Source organism: Achromobacter sp. 2789STDY5608615 (genome assembly GCF_001298995.1).
GTDB lineage: Bacteria > Pseudomonadota > Gammaproteobacteria > Burkholderiales > Burkholderiaceae_B > Achromobacter > Achromobacter insuavis.
The window spans coordinates 53751-60056 of sequence record NZ_CYTY01000022.1 but is presented as its reverse complement, the minus strand read 5'-3'; the positions used below and the strand labels follow the sequence as shown (position 1 = coordinate 60056).

At 73.9% G+C, this 6306-nt stretch carries 6 protein-coding genes; all 6 read right to left on the bottom strand.

The genetic code is table 11. The features are described from left to right. The coding region (locus tag AOZ49_RS33015; protein WP_054477188.1) for a hypothetical protein at window positions 1-372 on the bottom strand (372 nt) is incomplete at its 3' end. After that, window positions 369-1886 (bottom strand): efflux transporter outer membrane subunit, encoded by a 1518-nt coding sequence (locus AOZ49_RS19365; RefSeq protein ID WP_054477186.1) that lies wholly within the window; start codon window positions 1884-1886, stop codon window positions 369-371. The genes AOZ49_RS19365 and AOZ49_RS33015, both read right to left, overlap by 4 nt. Before the next feature lie 8 nt (window positions 1887-1894). After that, window positions 1895-2815, bottom strand: coding sequence for an efflux RND transporter periplasmic adaptor subunit (locus tag AOZ49_RS19360; protein ID WP_054477184.1), 921 nt, complete (start codon window positions 2813-2815; stop codon window positions 1895-1897). A 13-nt stretch (window positions 2816-2828) separates the two neighbouring features. Next, complete coding sequence (locus tag AOZ49_RS19355) at window positions 2829-3023, bottom strand: DUF1656 domain-containing protein (protein WP_054477182.1); 195 nt, start codon at window positions 3021-3023, stop codon at window positions 2829-2831. A 51-nt stretch (window positions 3024-3074) separates the two neighbouring features. Further along, window positions 3075-5105, bottom strand: a complete 2031-nt coding sequence (locus tag AOZ49_RS19350; protein WP_054477180.1) for an FUSC family protein — start codon at window positions 5103-5105, stop codon at window positions 3075-3077. Window positions 5106-5223: 118 nt separating this feature from the next. Further along, on the bottom strand, window positions 5224-6147 hold the full coding sequence (locus tag AOZ49_RS19345; protein WP_054477178.1) for a LysR family transcriptional regulator: 924 nt from the start codon (window positions 6145-6147) through the stop codon (window positions 5224-5226). Window positions 6148-6306: the final 159 nt, after the last annotated feature.

Below are 6306 nucleotides of genomic sequence, written 5' to 3'. Positions count from 1 at the left end.
CGCCACGGCTTCCTCCAGGGTGGCCACGGCCTCGTGCGGGATGCCGAAGGCGCGCGCCGCCAGCTGCCCCTGCCGCTCGGCCTCGGCGCGGCGGCCGGCGTCGGGCTCGACGCTGATCTGGGCCTTGCAGAGCCGCCCCAGACGCGCCTTGTTGTGTTTGAGCCAGAGCCCGCGCTGCTTGCGGTCTTCGTGCGGTTCGACGGGGTCCAGTTCGACGTAGGCCACGGTGAAGGGCTGGCCGGCCGCCAGCAGGGCTTCCATTTCGGTCTGCCATTGGGCGGCGTAGCCGGGGTGGACCTGGGCCGGGTCGAACAGGCAGAGCGGATAGCGGCGTACGTCGTGGACGCGGAAGGCGTCGGGGTGGATGCTCATGAGGGGCTCCGGGTAAGCGGGGAGGGGGAAACGAGAGGGCTTGCGAGCGGCTGCGCGGCGGGTTGCGCGGCGTTGGATGGCGGCTGCCAGCCGGCGCCGAGCGCCTTGTACAGACCGATGGCGTGGCGCACCCGCGCCAGCTGGCTCAGCGCCAGGGCGTCGCGCGCCTGGTAGGTGGCGCGCTGGGCGGTCAGGACGCCGAGATAGCCGCTCAGGCCGTTGCGGTACAGCCGCGTGGCGCGGTCGAGCGCGTCCTGGCTGTCGTGGACGGCGGCGGCCAGCGACTGCTGGCGCGCCTGTTCGGCGTTCAGGCCGGCCAGCGCGTCCTCGACATCCTGGAACGCGCGCCGCACGCTGCGGGCCCAGGCCAGCTGGCTGGCCTGGGCTTCGGCCTCGGCGGCGCGCACGCCGGCCGAGGCGCGCCCGCCGTCATAGACGGCGTGGCGCACGCCCGCGCCCAATGACCAGACGGCGCTGGCGTCGCGGAACAGGTCGTGCACCAGGCTGGCGGCGCTGCCCACGCCCAGGGGAATCACGAAGGTCGGAAATTGCGCCGCCGTGGCCACGCCGACGCCGGCCGTGGCCGCCGCCACCCGGCGTTCGGCCGCGCGGATGTCGGGGCGGTTGCGCACCACGTCCGAGGGCAGGCCGGCCGGCAGCGCGGGCGGCGTCGGCAGGGGCCGCCCGCCGGCCAGCAGGCGCACCTTGAGGTCGCCGGGGAAGCCGCCCGCCAGCACGCCGATGGCATGTGCCAGGCGTGCTTCGTCGGCGGCCAGCTCGGGCACGCGGGCCTCGGCCGATTCGCGTTCGGCGCGCGCCTGCGAGGCCTCGGCGCGCGTGCCCAGGCCATGCGTGGCGGCGCGTTGCGCCAGGCGTTCGGCGGCGGTCAGCGTGGCGATGTTGTCGCGGGCGATGGCGCCGCGCGCCTGGGTGGCGCGCAGCGCGGCATAGTCGCCGGCCAGTTCGGCCAGCAGGCTGATGCGCAGGGCATGGCCGTCTTCCTCGATCGCCTGCGCGTCGGCGTCGGCGCGTTCGACGGCGCGGCGGCGGCCGCCGAAGACGTCGATCTCCCAGCTGGCGTCCAGCCCCAGCTGATAGGCGCGAGACTCGCCGACGCCGGGCGGGCGCAGCGCCAGCGACGTGCGCGAGGCGGTGGCGTCGGCGCGGGCGCCGACGTCGGGGCCCAGGTGGCTGGCGACCTGATCGCGTTCGGCGCGGGCCTGCAGCAGCCGCAGGCGGGCGATCGCCAGGTCCTGGTTGTGCGCCAGCGCCTGTTGCAGCAATTCATCGAGCAGCGGATCGTCGAAGGCGCGCCACCATTGCGCCAGTGCGGCCGGATCGACGGGGGGCGGCGCCGGCCAGCGGCGTCGACCAGGCTTGCGGGTGGATCGGGGGGGCTCGGCGTGGTAGTCGGGTCCCACCGCGGCGCAGCCCGCGAGCGTCGCGGACAACGCGGCAATGGCGGCGCCGCGGCGTGGCGCGGCGGTTCGAGCGAGGGCGGAGGGGATACGCATGGCGCCTCCTACATCAGGTTGTGCAGCCAGCCGGCCAGCCGGCCGCGCGCCACGCGCTGCTCGCCCGGCGCGCCGATGTCGACGCTGCACGTCATGCCCGCCGCCAGCTGGACGCCGTCGGGCACCGCGTCGATCTCGATACGCACCGGAATGCGCTGTGCCAGCCGCACCCAGCTGAAGTTGGCCTTGACCGCGGGCAGCCCGTATTCGTCGGGGCCGTCGTTGTCGTCCGCGATGCCGTGTCCGATCGAGGCGACGCGGCCGGTCAGCAGCGGCGCGAAGCCCATCAGCTTGATCTGCGCCGGCGCGCCGGGCCGGATCCGTTCCAGCTTGGTCTCCTCGAAATAGCCGGTGATCCAGAAGCTGTGGGCGTCGAGGATGGCGATGTCGGGCTTGCCCGCCACCGCGTAATCGCCGCGGCGCAGGCGCAGCCGCGTGACGAAGCCGTCCACCGGCGCGCGCAGCACGCTGCGCGCCAGGTCCAGCTCGGCCACCTCCAGCGCGGCGCGGGCGCGTTGCGCCTCGGCCTGGGCGATGGCGACGGCGCGGCCGGCGCGCTGGATGTCCTCGCGCGAGACCAGGTCGTCCAGGCCGTGGCGGCGGCGCGCCTCGTCCTGGCGCTGGCGCAGGGTTTCATCGGCCGCCGCCGCCAGGGCGCGGGCCTGGGCCACCGCCAGCTCGAAGCGGCTGGGATCGATGCGGTAGAGCACGTCGCCGCGCTTGACCGGCTGGTTGTCGTCGACGGCGACGTCGGCGACGGTGCCGGACACTTCGGGCGCGACCCGCACCACGTGCGCGCTGACGCGCCCGTCGCGAGTCCAGGGCGCCAGGACGTAGGCGTTCCAGAGCGCGGCGACGAGGGCGCCGGCCAGGGCGAGCGCGGCCAGGGTCAGGACCACGCGAAAGGTTTTCTGCAATGACGGAGACATGGGAATACGGCAATCAAAGGGTCAGGATCAACAGGGACACCAGCGCCAGCGACACGGCGAACTCGAACAGGGCGGGGTGCCAGACCCGCCGCAGCAGTCCGCTGCGCGCCATCACGACACGCGCCAGCCAGTACAGCGGCACGGCCACGCAGGCATAGAAAAAGAACGGTGGCACGTAGATGCCGGCAATGGCGACTTCACTCAGCACGGGGCGGCTCCAGGAAAGGATGGGCATCGAAATAGGCGGCATGGCCTTGGATCAGCCAGTGGATGTCGGCGAAGGCGGCCATGGCCTTCTGCACGGCCGGGCGTTGCGGGCCGGCCAGGTCCAGCTGCCCCGCCAGCAGGCGGGCGGCGCGGCGCGCATGTTGCGACCGGCGGGACGCGGGGGGGCGCCGCCGCGCGCGAGGCGATCCAGGCCCGCTTGCGCCAGGCGTTGCGCCTGGGGCGGCAAGGCGCGGTTGGCCAGCAGCCGCTGGATGCGCTGCGTCTCCAGGCCGACGCGCAGCGCCGCCAGGCTTTGCGCCAGCGCATCGGCCAGTTGCGCCGGCCGGCCTTTGAGCAACGCGCCCAGTTGCGCCACGCGGTGCTGCTGGCGCTGTTGCCAGCCGGTGTCGGCGAGCCGTTTGCCGCGCAGCAGCGCCAGCGCGTCGTCGCGGATGACGCGCCGCAGGCGGGCGATGTCGCGGCCCGGGTGGCGCGGCAGGATCACCTGGAAGCACAGCGGCGCGAAGGACGTCGCCAGCACCCAGGCCACCGCGTGGTTGGCGAAGGCCTGCATCGAATACTGCATGGGGTTGTCGGCGGCGGTCAGCGTGTTGAACGCGACCAGGTAGGCCAGGCCGCCGAACGCCGTGCGGGGCGAGCTGGTGGCGAGGATGCCGGGCAGCCAGAACACGGCCAGCGCCACGGCCAGCAGCGCGAAGCCGTCCAGGTGCGGCAGCACGCCGAAGGCGCAGACCCAGGCCGCGGGGACGGCATAGAGGCAGCCCCGCAGAAAGGCGCGGGCGCCGGCCGGCGGATCGCCCGCGGTGGCCAGCAGCGAGCAGTAAGGCGCCAGCACCAGCAGCATCATGTCGCCGTCGGTCCAGCCGCTCCAGAGCCAGAAAAGGCCGGCCAGCACGATGGCGGCCATCGAGCGCAGGCCGTTCCGCACGGCGCTGGCGTAGTCACGGTGAAAGCGCACCGGCGCGGCGCCGGCGGGCGGGCGCGGCTGCGCCAGCGCGGCCAGGCCGTCGAGCGCGTCCAGATAGGCGTCGAGCTGTTCGCCCAGGCGCTCGGCGGCGATCAGCAGCGTCGCTTCCTGGCGCGCATCCGCCAGGCGCAGGTCGGACAGCGCATCGATCAGTGACTGGCGCGCCTGACGCAGCAGGCCGGCGGCGCGCGGCAGGTCGCCGGCCGTCAGCGCCTGGCTGGCGTCCTCCCAGGCCTGGCGCAACGGCGCCCGCAGCGCGGCCAGGGCCTGGGCGGCGGGGCCCTCGTCCGTGCGCGCCGGGGTCCCGCCGATCAGGGCGCCGAACAGCGCCGCCATGCCATTGCGCACGGCGGCCGCGCGTTGCGCCAGGTCCTCCGACTCGGCTTTGCCGGCCGCCAGCAGATCGTCCACGCCATATACGTCGGCGATCAGCGCCTGCCGCGCCGCCAGCGCCTCGGCGGGCGCCGCGCCTTGCTGGCGCGCGATCGCGCCGGCCACGCCGGCCGCCAGCCGCTGGTAGTGCGCATGGAGACGAACGCGCAGGGTGCGGGCGCTGAACAGGCTGCTGACCAGCCCCAGGCAGACGACGCCGATCATCACGGTGGCGCCGCGGCCCATGACGTGCTCGAAGGTATGTTCGGGATGGCCCATGGCGCCGTAGGTCGCCAGGCCGATGGTGTAGCCCGCCACCACCGCGCCCGAGGCGCGGAAATGGCGCAGCAGGGTCATGGCCGCGACGCACAGCCCGAGCCAGGCGCCAAAGCCCAGCACGAACAGCAGCGGCTGCTGGCCGGCCACGGCCATCAGCGCCACGGCCGCCAGCATGCCGACCAGCGTGCCGATGACGCGCCACGCGCCCTTGCCGATGACCGCGCCCTGGACCGGGTTGATGACCAGCAGCACGGTGGAGGCGGCCGAGAACGGCGTGTCCAGTTCCAGCGGGTAGGCCACGGCCAGCGCCAGCAGGGCGGCGGCGGTGGAGCGGGCGACGTAGGCGCTGCGCGGCGTGGTCAGATCCAGCCGCGACAGCAGGGCCCGCGCGCGGCCGGGCCACGAGGGAGGAATGTCCGCGACGGCGGACCGGACTTCAGACATGAACGCATCGCTCCTGAATGCTTGCGATGAGCCAGTCTAGGAGCGGGTGCGGGCGCGGAGAAGTCGAGAGTTCGCACGCCAGGCATGCGTCGCGCGCACGGCTGGCGCGCGGGCCGCGTCAGCGCGGCGCGGGGTCGGCGTCGCGCGCGTCTTCGGTCAGCGCGCGGATGGTGCGGCGCAGCCACTGGTGCGCGGGCGCATGCTGGAAGCGCGGATGCCAGGCCTGCATGATCAGCACCGGCTCCAGTTCCAGCGGCATGTCGAACAGGCGGATCTTCATGCCCATCTCGATGGCGGCGCGCGCCAGCTGTTCCGGCAGCGGCAGGATCAGGTCGGAGCCATGCAGCGCCAGCAGCGCCGCGCTGGGCGTGGGCACGGTGAGGGTGACCTGGCGGTCCAGCCCCTGCCTGGCCAAGGCTTCGTCGATCGGGCCGTGCGACTTGCCGCGGCGCGAGACGCTGATGTGGCCCCAGCGCGCCACCCGCCGCGCGCTGATCTCGTCCTTGAACAGCGGATGGTCCGCGCAGGCCACGCCCACCATGCGGGTGGTGAACAGCGGCTGCACGCGGATCTCATGGCCCAGCTGGCGCGCGGCGCTGATGAACAGGTCGACGCGGCCGGCGCGCAGCATCTCGTCGTCGACGTCGTCTTCCTCGGGCATGAAGCGCAAGGTGGCGCGCGGCATGTCGTTCTGCAGCGCGTCGAGCAGGCGGCCGGCGTAGATGCCGGTGAAGATATCGTTGGCGCGCACGTTGAAGCGCGTGTCCAGCCGCTTGAGGTCGACCTGTTCGCCGGGCGCGAGCACGCCGCTGGCCTGCTGGATCGCGTCGTGGATCTGCTCGCGCAGTTGCAGCGCACGCGGCGTCGGCACCAGCGCGCGGCCGGACTGCACGAAGATCGGATCGCCGGTGGTTTCGCGGATGCGCGCCAGCGTGCGGCTCATGGCCGGGGCGCTCAGGTTCATGCGGCGGGCGGCGCCGACGACGCTGCCTTCTTCCAGCAGGGCTTGCAGCGCGTACAGCAGGTTCAGGTCGGGTCGCATGGGGTCGGCAGAGGGGCCGCCGCTGGCGTGGCCGTCCCCGGGGGGGCGGGAGGGCGGGCGCGGCGGCCGGCGCGGGCTTTGATCTTATCAGCCCGATGACCCATGGCAAGCCGCCGCCCTCGGTGATGCGGTCGTCGATTGGCATGAACCGCCACGTCC

Coding starts and splice junctions, on each gene's coding strand:
- AOZ49_RS19345 (WP_054477178.1), bottom strand. CDS start 6,147: ATGCGACCCGACCTGAACCTGCTGTACGCGCTGCAAGCCCTGCTGGAA.
- AOZ49_RS19350 (WP_054477180.1), bottom strand. CDS start 5,105: ATGTCTGAAGTCCGGTCCGCCGTCGCGGACATTCCTCCCTCGTGGCCC.
- AOZ49_RS19360 (WP_054477184.1), bottom strand. CDS start 2,815: ATGTCTCCGTCATTGCAGAAAACCTTTCGCGTGGTCCTGACCCTGGCC.
- AOZ49_RS19365 (WP_054477186.1), bottom strand. CDS start 1,886: ATGCGTATCCCCTCCGCCCTCGCTCGAACCGCCGCGCCACGCCGCGGC.